A 16,519-nucleotide genomic window follows, 5' to 3' on the forward strand; every position below is an offset into this window, starting at 1 on the left:
GATGATCCTTTTAACCTTCCAGTAAGGTGTAAGGCTTCCACCTACCGGAATGTCAAGGCCATAAACGGTAGAGAAATCCGACAGCCACAAGAAGAAGAAAGCAGCCAATCAGCCGCTCGATGTTTTGGGCGTGTTTTTCAAGTACCTTTGTCATCACTGACCCCGAAAGAATGAGGGCGACAAACACGTACCAAAGCGTATCAACGCTTCCCACGGTCACCGCCAGGATCGACTTTTCCAAAGCACCGGCGTCGCCCCGCAGAAAAGGGGCGAACAAGGCCAGAAAAAAGGCCGCGATCTTTGGATTAAAGAAGGCAATCAGGAAACCACTGACAAAACCGCCATGGCCGGAAATCGTTACTTCCTGGTACTTTTCGGGTTCACTGGAGCGCCCGATGCCAAGAAAGGAATAACCAAGCCAGAACAGCAAAACAATCCCGGCATAACTGACGATCATCTCAATTTGCGGTGCGGCGGCCAGGACCACGCTTAAGCCGGTTACCACCAGGGCTGCATAAAAAAAGATGCCCAATCCGTGACCGAGCCCGGTCAGGACGCCCTGGCGTTTTCCGCCTTTCACCGTGTTCCTGAGGACCACGGCCAAAGAAGGCCCCGGAGACATGGCGCCAAGGGCGCAAACGGTCAAAACCTGAAGCCAGGACAGAAAATCCATAGAACTCTCATACTCGAATGACGTTGATAGAATCTAACATATAGCGCAGCCACCACACTTGACGATAGCGGGGGCTGTCGGCATTGTGTGCTTGCAAGTCAAACGGCCCGTCAATACACTTAAAGTATTAGCTTAAGAATATCCAGATAGACCATTGAAATGTTTCTGCTAATTGATAACTACGATAGCTTTACTTACAACCTGCTCCACTACCTTGGAGAGCTGGGCGCGGAGGTCGTCGTTCACCGTAATGACGCCATCACTGCCGAACAGGCACTGGGCTTAAAGCCGCAAGGAATCGTCATTTCACCCGGTCCCTGTGACCCTGACAAGGCCGGCATCTGCCTCGACCTGCTGGCCAAAGCGCCCGAAAACTTGCCTGTTTTTGGTGTTTGCCTGGGTCATCAGGCGATTGCCCAGCATTTTGGCAGCGTTATTGTGCGCGCTCCGGCACCCATGCATGGCAAGACTGACATCATTAATCACAGTGCCAACGGCATTTTCACCGATATTGCCAGCCCGCTTACCGCAACCCGCTATCATTCACTTACTGTCGACCCCGAAACAGTGCCCGATTGCCTTGAAATCACCGCTAAAAGCCCTGACGGAGTCATTCAGGGCTTGTCCCACAAAACCCGGCCCGTTCACGGTGTCCAGTTTCACCCCGAAAGTATTGCCTCCGAACACGGTCACGCCCTGCTCGGCAATTTCATCGAACTGACGAAAGGGAAACTTGCGGCATGAGCGACAATCTTAAACCCCTGATCGGCAAAGTCGCAGACGGCAACAGCCTTGATCAGGACGAAGCAACGCAAGCCTTTGATATCATCATGTCCGGCAACGCCACACCGGCCCAGATTGGCGCTTTCCTGATGGCTCTCAGGGTTCGCGGTGAAACAGTCGAGGAAATCACCGGCGCGGCAATGACCATGCGGGCAAAGGCCCTGAAGGTTTCAGCTCCAGCAGGCGCGATAGATATTGTTGGCACCGGTGGCGACGGTTCGGGTTCCTACAACATTTCCACCGCAGCGGCCATTGTTACCGCGTCCTGCGGCGTTCCCATCGCCAAGCACGGCAACCGGGCGCTGTCATCGAAATCCGGGGCATCGGACGTGCTTTCGTCGCTTGGCGTTAATCTGGATGCCGACCTGGCCCACGTTGAGCAAGCCATAAGCGAGGCCGGTATCGGTTTTTTGATGGCACCGCTTTATCACGGGGCGATGAAACATGTTGGTGGTCCACGGGTCGAACTTGGCACCCGCACCATCTTTAACCTTCTTGGACCCCTGACCAACCCGGCCGGTGTGAAACGCCAGTTCAGTGGCGCATTTTCTCGCGATTGGATCGTCCCCATGGCCACAGTGCTTGGCAACCTGGGGTGCGAGCGCGCCTGGGTCGTGCATGGCTCTGACGGCCTTGATGAATTGACCACGACCGGCCCCAGTTTCGTCGCTGATTTGAAAGACGGCAAGGTGACGACCTTTGAGGTGTCGCCACAGGACGCCGGTATTGCCATTGCCCAGCCAGATGATCTGAAAGGCGGCGACCCGGATCACAACGCCGCTGCCTTGAACGCAGTCCTTGCAGGAGAAGCAGGTCCCTACCGGGATATTGTGCTCTACAATGCCGCCGCCGCCCTGATGATCGCCGACAAAGCCCAGGACCTTAAGGACGGTGTCGCCCAGGCCACAGCCGCAATTGACGACGGCCGGGCTCGCCAGACCCTCGATAAACTGATCGCCATCACCAATGGCTGATGACGTCCTCGCGAAAATTTGTGCCGATAAACTTGACCACATCGCCAACTGCAAGGCGCGCGTGCCCCTATCTGATGTTGAGCAGAAAGCCCGCGCGGCCTCTGCTCCACGCGGTTTTGCCAGGGCATTGTCAGCAAAGGTCGAACAAGGCGCTTACGGGTTGATTGCCGAAATCAAGAAGGCATCACCATCCAAAGGCCTGATCCGTGAAGACTTCAACCCACCTGCCCTGGCCCGCGCCTATCAGGCAGGGGGAGCCGCCTGCCTGTCGGTGTTGACCGACGCCCCCTATTTTCAGGGTGCCGACAGCTTTCTGGAAGCAGCCCGCACAGCCGTTGATCTGCCGGTTTTGCGCAAGGACTTCATGCTTGATCCTTATCAGGTTGTCGAAGCCCGGGCCCTGGGCGCTGATTGTATCCTGCTGATTATGGCCGCCCTTGAAGACGCCCAGGCCAGCGAATTGGAGACACTGGCTTTTGATCTGGGTATGGATGTCCTGATCGAAGTCCACAACAAAGCAGAGCTGGACCGGGCCCTGATCCTGAAATCTCCGCTCATTGGCATCAATAACCGCAACTTGAAAACCCTGACCGTCGATATCGCGATGACTGAGGAGCTTGCAGATTTTATTCCGCCAGAGCGTCAACTTGTTTGCGAAAGTGGGCTATACTCGAAGGGTGACCTGCGCCGCATGGCCAAGGTCGGGGCTAAACGTTTTCTGATCGGTGAATCACTGATGGCCCAGGATGATGTTGAAACCGCCACCAGAACACTGCTTGAGGATTCACTATGTCTGAGCTGACCCACATCGATGAGAATGGCAACGCCGTCATGGTCGACGTTTCCGACAAAGGCGAAACGGAACGCACGGCCACGGCTAAAGGCAGCATCGAAATGCAGCCAGAAACCATGGCCCTGATCGAAAGCGGCGGTGTTAAAAAGGGCGATGTTCTGTCGATCGCGCAACTGGCCGGGATCATGGGGGCGAAGCGCACCCCTGATCTTATTCCGCTGTGTCATCCGCTCAATTTGTCGTCCGTCAACGTCACTTTAAGCTGTGACAACACCCGCAACGCCGTTGATATTGAGGCGACCTGCAAGTTGACCGGCCAGACCGGCGTCGAGATGGAAGCCCTGACCGCCGTTTCCGTCGCCGCCCTGACCGTCTACGACATGTGCAAGGCCGTCGATAAGGGAATGCGCATATCCAACATCCGGCTGACCCACAAGGCCGGTGGCAAATCAGGCGTTTTCGAGGCGGAGTAAGGACAAATGATGGAACAGCGCATCAGCCTTGTCACCTTGGGCGTCGCCAACGTGGCAACGGCAAGGGCCTTCTATGAACGTTTAGGCTGGACGGCTTCAAGCGCAAGCATGGACGAGGTTGTTTTTTTTGACATGGGTGGCTGGATGTTCGGATTGTATGGCCAGTCAAATTTGAGCAAGGATAGTGGTTTGACTGAAAACAAGCCCGTACCCGGCGGCATCACCCTTGCCTATAACACCCGTTCCCGCGAGGAGGTCGACCATTTTATGGATGAAGTGAAAGAAGCTGGCGCGACCATACTGGCAAGCCCTGTGGAAATGCCCTGGGGTGGTTATGTCGGGTATTTCGCCGACCCCGATGGTCATCCCTGGGAAATTTCCTGGGTGCCACACTTCCCCATCCTTGAAGACGGAAGACTGGAAATCCCCAAATGACCCCTGTATCCGAGGCATTGAAACTGGTTTCAGAAAACGTTTCGCCGACGGGGATTGAAAACGTTCCCCTGCTTGAATGTCTGGGTCGTGTCGTGGCCCAAGACCTGGCCTCTCGCCTGTCACATCCGCCGGTTGCAGTTTCCTCCATGGATGGTTACGCGCTGCGCGCCGCCGATACGGGAAATTCCCCGGTTGTTCTCAAACAGATCGGTGAGTCCCAGGCCGGTGGTGGATTCACCGGCACGCTTGGCAGCGGCCAGACCGTCCGTATCTTTACCGGAGCACCACTGCCAAATGGCGCCGACGCCGTGCAAATGCAGGAAAACACAAACGCCGATGGTCAGGACATCACCATTGAGCAAAGTGTCCCCACCAATCATTTCGTTCGCGCTGCCGGAATGGATTTTGCTGATGGCGATGTGCTGATTAAGGCCGGGACGGTTCTTGGCGCCCGTCACATCGGCCTGGCTGCGGCCATGAACCTGGCCTCGCTTCCGGTACGCCGCAAACCCCGCGTCGCCATTCTGGCAACCGGTAACGAAGTCGCCATGCCCGGGGACGTGCTTGGCCCGTCGCAAATTATCTCGTCAAACAGTTTCGCGCTGCATTCCTACGTCATCGCCATGGGTGGCGAGCCGGTCGTTATGGGAATTGCCGGGGATAGTGAAGAGCAATTGCACGCAGCCCTTGAAGGGGCCATGGACTGTGACGTTCTGGTCACCATCGGCGGGGTTTCGGTCGGCGATTATGATCTGGTTGGCAAGGTGCTTAAGGAAAAGGGCTTAAAACAGATCTTTCACAAAATCGCCATGCGTCCCGGCAAACCGTTGCTGTTTGGCAAGATTGATGAATTGGTCGTCTTCGGAATGCCGGGAAATCCGGTTTCTACCGGCGTCTGCTCCATGCTTTTTCTTAAAACGGCCTTGGCCATTATGCTTGGCATATCAGCTGACGAAACCCCCCTGCAAAGTGTTGTCCTGGGCCAGGATATTGACGCCAACGACCTGCGCCAGGACTACCTTCGCGCCCGTCTTGAAAGCGGGCCCGAGGGGGAGCTTGTCGCTATGCCGTTTAGTAAACAGGACAGCGCCATGCAGGCTCGTTTCGCCGAAGCCGATTGCCTGATCGTCAGAAAACCCCATGCCGAACCGGTTAAGGCCGGAGAGCGGGTTGATATCATGCTGCTGCGCGGTTCCGTGCTCTCACTCTAAAAAAACATCCCATAAGGGCAATTTTGTGCCTTGACGGGCGATGAGAACAAAAGTACAACATTAATAACGTTTTGCTTTTGTTCTATATCTTGATGATGTCCTTAAACGGCATACAGGATGTGGAAAACCTCTTTAGCGGAGAGCCGTCCATCATGTTAACGAAAAAACAGTGCGAACTTCTGCTTTTCATCGATCAACGTCTTAAGGAAAGCGGCGTATCCCCCTCCTTCGATGAAATGAAAGACGCACTGGGACTGGCCTCAAAATCCGGCATTCACCGCCTGATCACCGGGCTTGAAGAGCGTGGTTTTATCCGCCGATTGCCACACCGGGCCCGCGCCCTTGAAATTCTGCGCCGTCCTGAAAATATGGAACCCACGGGCAATCGCACGGAAAACGAGGGCTTCAAACCCAACGTTATTCAGGGCGACTTTAAAATATCCGGGGCGGAACCGGTTTCAAGTTCTGTTGACGAGAGTGGTACCGTGCACATTCCCCGCTATGAGAAAATTGCCGCCGGGCTGCCTATTGAAGCCGTTGATCACCCATCAAACTCAATTGCTATCCCGGCCGACATGATTGGCAAGGGCAAGCATTACGCACTTGAAATCGATGGCGAGTCGATGATCGATGAAGGCATTCACGATGGCGATACGGTGATTATCCGTCACGCTGACAATGCCGAAAACGGCGCTATCGTCGTTGCCATCATCGACAATGAAGAAGTAACCCTGAAACGCTTGCGTCGTAAGGGAAATTCAATCGCCTTAGAGGCCGCCAACAAGGATTTTGAAACCCGTATTTTTGGCCCTGACCGGGTAAAGGTACAGGGCCAGCTTGTCGGCTTGCTGCGCAAGTATTAGAAAAAACCTCCGTCACCTCCGCGAAATCAGGAGTCCTGAAAATCTATGTTCCAGGTTCATTTGCCGGGGGCGTGCGTCTTGTCGGCCGATGCACCCAGGGTCTTTTTCCTCTGCTTGTATTGACTGTTTCAACACGGACTGTGCCGTTGTCTTCAAACCAGAAAGCGTGGGCACCATTGCGCCATAAGTCGAAGCGATCAATAACCAGCCGCGGGTGAGCGCAAGCAATGCGAACTGGTACACTTGCGATCACGATATCGGCGCTTCGACAATCTTCCTCGACAGCCCCGACACGGCGGACAAGGGCAACGTTTTGTCCTCTGATCTGATAAATACAGCCAAGGAGATCACAACTCAGCGTTCCCGGTTTTTCATTTTCCAATTCTGACCATGGCTTTGCCTGATCCTGGGCCGCCCTTCTGAGCCAGACATCGCGGGTAAATTTCGCTGTTTTCAGGGAGGAGACAGATATTTTTCCGTCATCATTCCCAAGCGCCAACAAGCGGCCTTTGCCATCAATGAGAATATCCGGGCTTTGCACCCAAAGCAGCGAAGCCAGCCCGGCGACAATTCCTGACAAGCCGAACCATCGCCATGCTTTTCGCCACAAGCAGAACCAAAGGCCGCCAAGGGTAATTACGGCCAGGGCCCAGGTTTCCATGGCCGGAAGCAATGTTACCGCACCGGGCCATGACGCGACCTCGTGGGCAATGTCTATCACCGCGCCAACCCCGGCCCCCATGGGCACCAGGGCCAGATATTCAAGCCCGAACGGCATCAGGGCGAAGGCAACCACGGCCCAGGGCATAATCCAGAGAGCCGTGAGCGGTACCGCCAGCAGATTGGCGGCGAGGCTAAAGTCGGCAAACCGGTTGAAGTGAAAAGCGGCAAAGGGCGCCGTCGCCGATCCGGCAATCAGGGTTGTCAAGGCGACACCGCCAATATAGAGCAGCAATTGTGAGGTTAACCCCCTGCCCTTGCCGCTTCTTGCTTTTCTCCACCGACTTTCCGACAGTGCCTCGTAAGCCGCGACAAGCGCCGTCACGGCGGCAAATGACAACTGGAAACTGGCCCCGAGCAAGCTTTCTGGTTTGATTAACAGAATAACGCAGGCTGCAAAGGCGATCAGCCTGAGTGACAGGCCCCGGCGTTCAAAGACAACAGCCAGCAAAACCACCCCGATCATGAGAAACGCCCGCATTGTCGGTACAGTCGCCCCGGCAATCAGGGCGTAGCAAAATGCGCAAACAAGGGCCATAAGCGCCGCCCATTTCTTTATTGGATAGGTAAGCGCCAGGGGTTGAAAAAGCGCTAACAAGCCCCTGAACCCTACGAAGACGATTCCCGCAACTAGGCCAATATGAAGGCCGGAAATAGCCAGAAGGTGGGCAATTCCGGAATCCCGAAAATCCACAAGCACCTGCTCAGGTATGGCCCCGCGCTCACCAGTCATCAACGCCTGGATAACCGCACCCTGGGCTATTTGGTCAGGTTCCGCAAATGCCTCAAGAACACGCTTGCCGATCAAACTGCGCAACCGTGACAGGCTCAACAATGTCGCATGTAGCGGATTTGGTGAACTGACATCACTGGCCCTTGCTGTCACCTTGGCCGCTCCGTAAGAAAAACCAACACCGCCGATTCCTGAAAAATACAGTCGGCGCTGGAAATCAAAGGCACCAGGTGCGGCCGGGCCCGGCGGTGGTGCCAATTTGGCGCGGACCCGTATCCAGTCGCCGGTCTGTAAGGCCGGTTGTGTCCCGCTCAACACGATACGGATTTTTTCAGGCGTCATTTCAGGGCCAACCCCGCCGATCCTTGGCTTTTCCAGGGTTACCCTGTCCCCCTTAATCCTGATTTCCAATCTGACGATACGTCCCTCAACACTGGTTGGCCCCACCGCCCTGATCAGAACCGGAGCGCCGACAAAGGCGGTCCGCCACTGAGCCGCACCAAACCCGAGACAGGCAAGGGAAACGCTTATGCACACAACAGCCAAAAGCGGCGTATCGCGGCCCCGGGTCATAAACAGGGCAAGCAGCATGACAAGCAAGCATGAAACCCCTGACCACAGCGGCGGTTCGACGTTCAGATTAAAATAAAAGGCAATTCCCGCGCCCAACGCTACAGGCGTCCAAAGCACCAGGCGACTTTGTTCCCGTTCAAAAAATAATCTATACTTATTGCTTGTTTTCAGCAGCTTACCCACCATTTTGAAAATATTTTGCTGCAACTGCTAACAGAATGTGATAAATAATGATTCCCGGAGGCCTCACAGGCTTCCTTCACTATCAAATCACAAATGTTCCCATTTTTGAAACTGATACCTTCATGACGATCATTACACGCTTTGCGCCTTCCCCGACAGGGTTCCTCCATATTGGCGGTGCTCGCACGGCCCTGTTCAACTGGCTCTTCGCTCGCCATCATGGTGGTAAATTCCTGCTGCGGGTTGAAGACACAGACCGCAAACGCTCAACGGAAGAGGCGGTTCAGGCCATCTACGCCGGCATGAATTGGATGGAACTGGACTGGGACGGCGAGGCGATCTCGCAATTTTCCCGCGCTGATGAGCACCGCAAAGCGGTTGATCAGCTACTGGCGGATGGCAAGGCATACAAATGTTATTGCTCGCCCGAAGAACTTACTGAAATGCGCGAGTTGGCCCGTAATGAAGGCCGCCCCATGCGTTATGACGGGCGCTGGCGTGATAAATCGCCTGAAGATGCGCCCGTGGGTGTTGATCCGGTTATCCGCCTGAAGGCCCCCCGGGAGGGTGAGAGTATCATCAATGATCTGGTCCAGGGTCAGGTCAAGGTTGCTAACGACCAGCTTGATGACATGGTTCTGTTGCGCGCCGATGGTACCCCGACCTACATGCTGGCCGTTGTCGTCGATGACCACGATATGGGTGTCACACATGTTATCCGTGGAGATGACCACCTGACCAACGCCTTTCGCCAGTACCAGCTTTACCTAGCGCTGGGCTGGAACGTCCCTGAATTCGCCCATATTCCCCTTATTCACGGGGCCGATGGCGCGAAACTTTCCAAACGCCACGGAGCGCTGGGTGTTGAAACCTATCGAGACGACGGTTTCCTGCCTGAAGCCATGCGTAATTACCTGCTACGCCTTGGCTGGGCTCACGGTGATGAAGAGTTCATCCCCACCGACAAGGCCATTGAGTGGTTCGACCTTGCAGGGGTCGGCAAATCGCCATCGCGCTTTGATGTCGCCAAACTGACCAGCCTCAACGCCCAATACATGCGCGAAGCGTCATCATCCCGGCTTGTAGAACTGATTGCACCGGCTTTAGGCGAGCGCCTTGGCCGGGACTTGTCCGGGGCGGAAATGGAACTGCTCGCAAAAGCCATGGACGGCCTGAAAGAACGCGCCAAGACCCTGATCGAATTAAGCGATAGCGCCTTTTTCTACATCGCCCCCAGGCCCCTGCAGATGAATGAAAAGGCCCAAAAACTTCTCGCCGATGACGGGCTTGAGAAGATTGCTTCCCTGCGCGCCACCCTTGCCGCCCTTGAAGGATGGAACCAGCAAGCGATGGAAGACACCGTCAAGAAATTGGCCGAAGACAAGGACATTAAACTTGGCAAACTGGCGCAACCCCTGCGCGCCGCATTGAGCGGCTCAAATGTTTCGCCGGGTATTTTTGAAGTGATGGATGTACTGGGACGCGAAGAGACCCTGGGGCGTCTAGATGACGTTCTTTAAGTATCAAAAAATTGTGTATAATCAAACCGGCTGACAAAATCGCTAACTGGAGGATCATAAATGTCTGACGCACCAACGCCCGTGGAAAAAAATGCCTTTACCCTAAAAGATAACCGCAATGGCGATACCTATGATCTGGATGTCCTAAAAGGAACGACCGGTCCTGATGTCATTGATGTGCGCAAGCTGTATTCAGAGACCGGGTGTTTTACATTCGATCCCGGCTTCACATCGACGGGTAGCTGTGAATCCGCCATCACCTTCATCGACGGCGATATAGGTATTCTTCGTTATCGCGGTTACCCGATTGATCAACTGGCGGAAAAATCTGATTTTCTCGAAGTTTGCTACCTGCTGATTTATGGTGACCTGCCAACCGAAGATAAATTTAGTACATTCAAAACCCGGATCATGTATCACACCATGCTGCATGAACAGATCAACTATTTCTTCCGCGGTTTCAGACGTGACTCCCACCCCATGGCGATTATGAACGGTGTCGTCGGGGCCCTGTCGTCCTTCTATCATGACAGCACCGATATCAATGACCCCAAGCACCGCTTTATCGCCTCGACGCGGATGATCGCCAAGATGCCGACAATCGCGGCGACGGCATACCGTTATTCCATCGGCATGCCGTTTACGTATCCTAAAAACGACCTTAGTTTTTCCGAAAACTTCCTCTACATGATGTTCTCCAACCCCTGTGAGGAATATGTCGTCAACCCGATCCTGGCCCGCGCCATGGACCGTATTTTGATCCTGCACGCCGATCACGAACAAAACGCCTCGACCTCGACAGTCAGGATTTCAGGATCATCAGGGGCCAATCCTTTTGCCTGTATCGCAGCCGGCATTGCTTCCCTTTGGGGGCCAGCCCACGGCGGTGCTAATGAAGCGGTGCTTAACATGCTTGATGAAATTGGCACCAAAGACCGGGTTCCCGAATACATCAAAAGGGCCAAGGACAAGAGCGATCCGTTCAGGTTGATGGGCTTCGGCCACCGGGTTTACAAGAACTTCGATCCACGCGCCCAGATTATGCGCCAGACAGCCCATGAGGTGCTTGGTGATCTTGGTATCGAGAATGATCCGTTGCTTGATCTGGCCATGGAACTGGAACGCATTGCCCTCGAGGACGAATACTTCGTCGAGAAGAAACTGTACCCGAACGTCGATTTCTATTCAGGCATCATCTATCGCGCCATGGGCATCCCGACATCCATGTTCACGGTCCTGTTCGCTGTTGCCAGAACCGTCGGCTGGGTTGCCCAGTGGAATGAAATGATCGAGGACCCGACCCAGAAAATCGGTCGTCCGCGCCAGCTTTACACTGGTGAAGTCGAGCGTGATTTTGTCGAGATGAAAGATCGTACTTAAGATTTTTCGACAAGTTCGATCTTGTAACCATCCGGGTCTTCGATGAAGGCAATGACGCTGGTCCCGTGTTGCATCGGGCCCGGCTCGCGGCTAATCGTTACCCCTTCGGCCCGCATACCGTCACAGGCACCGTAAATGTCCGGTACGGCAATGGCCAGGTGGCCGAAGCCGCCGCCAATTTCATAAGGCTCGCTCTGACCCCAGTTATGGGTCAACTCGACCACGGCGTGGGTTGTTTCGTCACCGTAGCCGACAAAGGCAAGGGTAAATTCACCGCCGGGATAGTCGGTTCGACGCATCAGCTTCATGCCCAGATGGCGGCAATAGAAATCAATTGATTTTTCCAGATCCAACACCCGGATCATGGTGTGTAACAAGCGGAATTTTTCGGTGTCGGCGGTCATGATGCTGGTTCCTTTTCAAGTATCGATATTATTGTTTCGGCGGCCCGGCCCGATGGCGATGGACCACCCCGACCCAATTGCTTGAGGGCCTGATTGGCGGCCTCTATTTGCTGACTTGCAGTACTTTCATCATCAAGCAGCCCGCTTAAAGCTGCGGCCAATAAGTCGGGGCGGCACTTTTCCTGTAATAATTCCGGCACGGCTTCGCGGCCAAGAACGATGTTGATCAAATTAGCATAGGGGGTCTTGATCATCTTCCTGACAAGCCATGCCGTCAGGGGGTGAACCTTGTAGCCAATAACCGTTGGGGCGCCAGCCATTGCCAGTTCAAGGGCGACGGTTCCCGAAGCGGCAAGGGCTATGTCGGCCGCGGCAAAGGCACCGAACTTATCCCTGTCCCCTTCAACGATCTGAACATCAATATGCCAGTCCTTGAGAGTTCCGGCGATACGTTCCGACAAGGATGGCAATGTCGGTATGATAATTTTTATACCTTCATGGCTGGCCGACACTATTTGGGCAGCCTGACAAAATACCGGCAACAGTTTTTCAATTTCACCACGGCGCGACCCCGGCAGCAGCACCATAACAGGTGTCTGATTATCAATATTCAAACGCTTGCGAAAAGCCTCCCCGTCGCCATTATCGGCATCGCCTTCGACCACCGAATGGCCGACAAACGTTGTCGGCAGATCAAAGCGTTCAAAGTAGGGCGGCTCGAATGGCAGCAGGGCCAGCAAATGATCCAGGAACGCCGCCACCCTTTTCGCCCGCCCCGGCTTCCATGCCCACACCGAAGGGGCGACGTAATGAACCAGCTTGATATTGCTTCCCTTTAATTTTTTGGCGACCCGAAAACAAAATCCCGGCGCATCGATGGTCAGCAGTAGTTGTGGCTTCTTGTTTAAAACATCCGCCACGGTTTGTTTGATACGCCCCATAAGTTTTGGTATGTGCGGAAGGATTTCAGCAATCCCCATAAGTGACAGTTCTTCCATGGGGAAAAGACTTTGCAACCCCTGCTCAATCATTTTCGGACCGCCGATACCGGCGAATTGAATGTCGTCCTTTTTATCCTTTAGCTGGGCCATCAAGCGGGCCCCCAGAATATCGCCGGAGGCCTCACCCGCGATCACATATATCAGCGTGCTTTCTGCTTCTATACCGATGACGAAAAGGCCCTGACGATCGGCGGCTTCGACAACAGCCTTCATATCGACAACAAGCGCCCTGCCAGCTTCAACCGCGACCCCTTTTAATCCGGCCCGGGCGGCGGCATCAACGGTTGTGACCCCGATGGTGGGCAAGTCGGCACGGGTTTCCTGACCAGGTTTGCTGACTTTGACAAGCACTCCGCCCTTTCCTGAACGCCCGATCATGGCATCGGTGCCATCGGCATCTTCTTCAGCAATAACCTTGCCTTCAAAGGCGATCGCGCCCTGCCCCTTGTCAGCGGCCCCGATTGACAAGGCGGCCTGTCTGGCGAGCTTTATGTCGGCAAGGTCATTTTCCGATGGTGAAACGGCCCCATAGACGCCTTTGGGAGCGATGATATCAGGCAGTAACTGATCAATCCCGACAACGCCAAAGCCTTCACCTTCCAGCGCCTTGATCAAGGCTTTCAGCAGACCGTCATCACCTAGCGAGGCCGCCCCACTGGCGGCAAAAAATTTAGTCGCCCACAAATCTGGACGCAGGTCTTTCAGGCTTGGTCTTTTAATGGCGCCAGCCATGACAATTTCTTTGACAGCGGCGTCACGAAGAACTTGCAGGGTTTTTCCTGCCGCCCCTATGCGGACCCAGGCATGAGGCACGTCATTGGAAAAAATGGCAGGATCGGTTTGCCCTTCAAAGGCAATAACAAAGAATTCCCGCCCTGTTTCCCTACAGGACCGGATAAGACGTGCAGGCAGCTCGCCACCACCAGCGATGACCCCTAATTTAGGCTGCATCTTCCAGACTGGGTTGGCAAATTGAACGCGACGAATCGGCACGAATGAAATCCACAATTTCCATAACCGGTTCGATATCGCTCATCATTTCGGCGACATCTTCCAGCCGTTCCGCCATCGTGCCTTCTTGGGCGAATAACAGTCGGTATGCGCTACGCAGTTCGTGAATGGTTTCCCGGTCAAAGTTGCGGCGTTTCAGTCCGACCACATTCAATCCCTGCAAGCGGGCACGGTTTCCAATTACCGAACCATAGGGAATGATGTCATTTTCAATGCCCGACATTCCGCCAACCATGGCATGGCGACCAATACGGACAAATTGGTGAACGGCTGACAAGCCACCGATAATTGCCCACTCATCAATCATCACATGGCCACCCAGGGTGGCGTTGTTGACGAGAATAACGTGATCCTTGATCTGACAATCGTGAGCAACGTGCGCACCGACCATAAACAGACAATTATTGCCGATACTGGTCAACATGCCGCCACCTTCGGTGCCAGGATTCATGGTCACATGTTCACGAATAACGTTGTTGCAACCAATCTCCAGTCTGGAAGGTTCGCCGCCATATTTTAAGTCCTGTGGCTGGTGTCCGATGGAGGCAAAAGGGAAAATGCGGGTATTGGAACCAACGCTGGTGATGCCTTCTACGATGGCGTGGGAAATCAACTCAACGCCATCGCCAAGTTTAACCTCAGAGCCGACGATGCAATAAGGGCCAATGACAACATCTTTTCCGATATCGGCGCCCTCTGCGATAACCGCAGTTGGATGAATTTCAGTCATTTTATTCGTTATCCACAATCATCGCGGCGAAAGTTGCTTCCGCCATCAGGGTTTCGCCAACACGCGCCTCGCCCTTGAATTTCCAGACATTGCCCCGGCTTCTCAATTTTGTAACCGTAATCGAAAGACAATCACCAGGAGTTACCGGTTTACGGAAGCGGGCTTGGTCAACGGACATAAAATAAACCAGCTTGCCTTCTGACTCGACACCCATGGTTTGAATGACCAGTACGGCGGATGTTTGCGCCATTGCTTCGATGAGCAAGACACCTGGCATGACCGGATGGCCGGGAAAATGGCCTTGAAAAAAAGGCTCGTTAATGGTCACGTTTTTGATGCCAATGGCACTGACGTCAGGAATGACCTTTGTGACCTTATCAATCATCAAAAAGGGATATCGATGCGGTATCATCTCCATAATCCGCACGATGTCGATATCGTTTACTTCCTCAGACACGGCTAGCTACCTTTCTTTTTGGACAATTTTTCTATTGCCGCTATACCACGCATCCACTCACGGAACGGCTGCGAGGGGGATCCACCGATTTTTTGCCCCGGGTCAATATTGCGCATGACCCCGCTTTGAGCTGCGATTTGAGCACCAGCACCAATTTCAAGATGGCCAGCGATCCCGACCTGACCACCCATAGCGGCGAAATCCCCAACACGGGTGGAACCTGAAATTCCGACCTGTGCGACGACAACACAGCCCCTGCCAAGACGAACGTTATGGCCGATCTGGACCAAATTATCAATTTTCGTACCAGCACCGATAAACGTATCAGGCCCGGTGCCGCGGTCAATCGTCGAATTCGCGCCAATTTCAACATCGTCCTCAATAATTACCCGACCCAGCTGGGGCACTTTCAAATGACCTTGTGGTCCCATGGCGAAGCCGAATCCATCCTGGCCGATACGAACTCCAGTATGGATGATGACCTGTGAGCCAATTTGCGTGAAATCAAGGGTAACGCTGGGGCCGATCCGGCAATTACTGCCAATACTAACTCCTGCACCAATGACCGTATTGGCGCCAATCCAGCAAGCCTCCCCGATACGCGCGCCCGCACCGATAGAAACTCCCGGATCAATTCTGCAACCGTCACCAATGTCGGCGGTTCCATCAATGCTGGATTTATCGGATATATTTTCTTCGAGCGGAGCCAGCGGATAAAAAGCCCGGGCGACCTTTGCGTAGCCCCGGTAAGGATCATCCATCAGGACCAAATCCATACCATCTGGTGCTTTCGATGCCAGCGAAGGATCAACGATGCAAGCCCCCGCAGCGCTTGTGCAGTAGCTTTCGATATAGCGCTTGTTATCCAGAAAGCTGATGTCAGTGCTCGCCGCCTCGCCAAGGGGTGCCACGTTACTATACATAGCATCGCCATCAGCGCCATCGGACAGTTGTCCGCCAGCTATCTCTGCCAGTTCCTTAAGGGAAAATGGCCCGTTAACATTAAAAAAAACTGGATCGGCCATAACCGGGTTTTGCCCTTTTATTTAGCCGGATCGGGAACCGTAAGGGATGGCATTTTTGCATCAAGGCGCTCGAGCACCTGTTTGGTTATCTGCAATGCCGTACCTGCCAGGATAGTTTGGTCTTTGCGCAAAATCAGCGGAATTTTCTGCTCTACTGACAATTCGGTAACAATGACGTTCAGCACATCCTGGATTTGCCCCATCGCCTGGGCCTGGGATTTGTCGAGGTTCTGTTTACGTTGTTGAACAAGGCGTTGGACAGCAACAACTTTTGCCTCAAATTCCTGGCGCTTTTCTGCAAAGGCTTCGGCTGATAATAATGTCCTTTGCCGAGCCAGTTCCTGATTTCCTTTTCTCAGGGTTTCTTCCTCTTTTTGAATTTCACTTTGGAAGGTATCACGATAGGCGCCAATTTGCTGGCGAATGGATTTAAAAGCCGCCGCTTCCCGCAGAATCATATTGATATCAATGACCGCTATCCTGATTCCGGTGGTCGCATCCTGTGCTAAAGACTCATTTACAGGAGTTAAAGATATCAACCCCATAAGGGCCAAGAGGGATAATATTTTCTTCACGA

General features: G+C 53.9%; 17 protein-coding genes. 9 read left to right on the plus strand and 8 right to left on the minus strand.

The genetic code is table 11. The annotated features are described in order from the left end of the window. Window positions 1-52: 52 nt before the first annotated feature. Entirely contained in the window at window positions 53-673 is a 621-nt protein-coding gene (locus tag HOL66_14445; protein ID MBT5245433.1) for a LysE family translocator, read from the minus strand. Between the two features lie 159 nt (window positions 674-832). On the opposite strand from HOL66_14445, the gene HOL66_14450 reads away from it, so the two are divergent. From HOL66_14450 to lexA, 7 genes are all read left to right on the plus strand, one after another. Further along, window positions 833-1,417, plus strand: coding sequence for an aminodeoxychorismate/anthranilate synthase component II (locus HOL66_14450; protein ID MBT5245434.1), 585 nt, complete (start codon window positions 833-835; stop codon window positions 1,415-1,417). Next, window positions 1,414-2,430 carry an anthranilate phosphoribosyltransferase gene (trpD, locus tag HOL66_14455; protein MBT5245435.1) on the plus strand — a complete coding sequence of 339 codons (1,017 nt, stop codon included), beginning with the start codon at window positions 1,414-1,416 and terminating at the stop codon, window positions 2,428-2,430. Before HOL66_14450 ends, trpD begins: the two co-directional genes overlap by 4 nt. Further along, window positions 2,423-3,232, plus strand: a complete 810-nt coding sequence (trpC, locus tag HOL66_14460; protein ID MBT5245436.1) for an indole-3-glycerol phosphate synthase TrpC — start codon at window positions 2,423-2,425, stop codon at window positions 3,230-3,232. Before trpD ends, trpC begins: the two co-directional genes overlap by 8 nt. Then, window positions 3,220-3,696: a cyclic pyranopterin monophosphate synthase MoaC gene (moaC, locus tag HOL66_14465; protein MBT5245437.1), complete on the plus strand. Its 477-nt coding sequence runs from the start codon at window positions 3,220-3,222 to the stop codon at window positions 3,694-3,696. Before trpC ends, moaC begins: the two co-directional genes overlap by 13 nt. Before the next feature lie 9 nt (window positions 3,697-3,705). Then, window positions 3,706-4,131 (plus strand): VOC family protein, encoded by a 426-nt coding sequence (locus HOL66_14470; protein MBT5245438.1) that lies wholly within the window; start codon window positions 3,706-3,708, stop codon window positions 4,129-4,131. Further along, the gene (locus HOL66_14475) at window positions 4,128-5,342 is read left to right on the plus strand and encodes a molybdopterin molybdotransferase MoeA (protein MBT5245439.1); all 1,215 of its coding nucleotides are present in this window, start codon (window positions 4,128-4,130) and stop codon (window positions 5,340-5,342) included. The genes HOL66_14470 and HOL66_14475 overlap by 4 nt, the downstream gene beginning before the upstream one ends. Window positions 5,343-5,494: 152 nt before the next feature. Next, on the plus strand, window positions 5,495-6,205 hold the full coding sequence (gene lexA, locus HOL66_14480) for a transcriptional repressor LexA (protein ID MBT5245440.1): 711 nt from the start codon (window positions 5,495-5,497) through the stop codon (window positions 6,203-6,205). Between the two features lie 43 nt (window positions 6,206-6,248). On the opposite strand, the gene HOL66_14485 is transcribed toward lexA, so the two are convergent. Continuing rightward, window positions 6,249-8,348 carry a DUF4131 domain-containing protein gene (locus HOL66_14485; GenBank protein MBT5245441.1) on the minus strand — a complete coding sequence of 700 codons (2,100 nt, stop codon included), beginning with the start codon at window positions 8,346-8,348 and terminating at the stop codon, window positions 6,249-6,251. Between the two features lie 188 nt (window positions 8,349-8,536). Here HOL66_14485 and HOL66_14490 point away from each other — a divergent pair, with 188 nt between their 5' ends. Together HOL66_14490 and HOL66_14495 are read left to right on the plus strand one after the other, a co-directional pair. Continuing rightward, on the plus strand, window positions 8,537-9,934 hold the full coding sequence (locus tag HOL66_14490; protein ID MBT5245442.1) for a glutamate--tRNA ligase: 1,398 nt from the start codon (window positions 8,537-8,539) through the stop codon (window positions 9,932-9,934). Between the two features lie 60 nt (window positions 9,935-9,994). Next, the gene (locus tag HOL66_14495) at window positions 9,995-11,314 is read left to right on the plus strand and encodes a citrate synthase (GenBank protein ID MBT5245443.1); all 1,320 of its coding nucleotides are present in this window, start codon (window positions 9,995-9,997) and stop codon (window positions 11,312-11,314) included. Here the strand turns inward: HOL66_14495 and gloA are convergent. The 6 genes from gloA to HOL66_14525 are packed head-to-tail and all read right to left on the minus strand — an operon-like array spanning window position 11,311 to window position 16,517. Next, a complete protein-coding gene (gene gloA / locus HOL66_14500; GenBank protein ID MBT5245444.1) occupies window positions 11,311-11,718 on the minus strand; it encodes a lactoylglutathione lyase in 408 nt (135 codons plus the stop codon). The genes HOL66_14495 and gloA overlap by 4 nt on opposite strands. Continuing rightward, entirely contained in the window at window positions 11,715-13,670 is a 1,956-nt protein-coding gene (gene lpxB, locus HOL66_14505; protein MBT5245445.1) for a lipid-A-disaccharide synthase, read from the minus strand. The genes gloA and lpxB overlap by 4 nt, the downstream gene beginning before the upstream one ends. Next, the gene (lpxA, locus tag HOL66_14510; protein MBT5245446.1) at window positions 13,660-14,460 is read right to left on the minus strand and encodes an acyl-ACP--UDP-N-acetylglucosamine O-acyltransferase; all 801 of its coding nucleotides are present in this window, start codon (window positions 14,458-14,460) and stop codon (window positions 13,660-13,662) included. Before lpxA ends, lpxB begins: the two co-directional genes overlap by 11 nt. Before the next feature lies 1 nt (window position 14,461). Further along, window positions 14,462-14,878: a 3-hydroxyacyl-ACP dehydratase FabZ gene (gene fabZ / locus HOL66_14515; protein ID MBT5245447.1), complete on the minus strand. Its 417-nt coding sequence runs from the start codon at window positions 14,876-14,878 to the stop codon at window positions 14,462-14,464. A gap of 41 nt (window positions 14,879-14,919) precedes the next feature. Further along, window positions 14,920-15,942: a UDP-3-O-(3-hydroxymyristoyl)glucosamine N-acyltransferase gene (gene lpxD, locus HOL66_14520; GenBank protein ID MBT5245448.1), complete on the minus strand. Its 1,023-nt coding sequence runs from the start codon at window positions 15,940-15,942 to the stop codon at window positions 14,920-14,922. 17 nt (window positions 15,943-15,959) lie between these two features. Further along, entirely contained in the window at window positions 15,960-16,517 is a 558-nt protein-coding gene (locus tag HOL66_14525) for an OmpH family outer membrane protein (protein MBT5245449.1), read from the minus strand. Window positions 16,518-16,519 lie beyond the last annotated feature (2 nt).

The organism is Rhodospirillaceae bacterium, assembly GCA_018662005.1.
Taxonomy (GTDB): domain Bacteria; phylum Pseudomonadota; class Alphaproteobacteria; order Rhodospirillales; family JABHCV01; genus JACNJU01.